The organism is Actinomycetota bacterium (genome assembly GCA_030019255.1).
Classification (GTDB): Bacteria; Actinomycetota; Geothermincolia; order Geothermincolales; family RBG-13-55-18; genus Solincola_A.
The window spans coordinates 1-266 of the sequence record JASEFK010000014.1; the positions used below are offsets into that span (position 1 = coordinate 1).

A 266-nucleotide genomic window follows, 5' to 3' on the forward strand; every position below is an offset into this window, starting at 1 on the left:
CCAGGCCCCGTTGCCGTTGACGATCCCCGCCAGGGCCGAGGCGTCCAGCTGGGGAAGGAGGGCGTTTATGAAGGCCACCGTGGCCGGGTCGTTCATGATCCCGGCGATGACCCCCAGGCTGGTGGGGTTGTTGAGGTCAGTCATGAGCCGGGCCGTCCAGGAGGGGTCCAGGCTGTTCAGGAGGTCCACCACCATGCCCGTGGAGAGGTTGGAGACCAAGTCCCCGATCCAGGCCCCGTTGCCGTTGACGATCCCCGCCAGGGCCG

The 266-nt window shown here is 68.0% G+C and carries 1 protein-coding gene; it reads right to left on the reverse strand.

All coding sequences use genetic code 11. The annotated features are described in order from the left end of the window. On the reverse strand, positions 1 to 266 hold a 266-nt coding region (locus QME84_10705; GenBank protein ID MDI6874734.1), incomplete at both ends, for a hypothetical protein.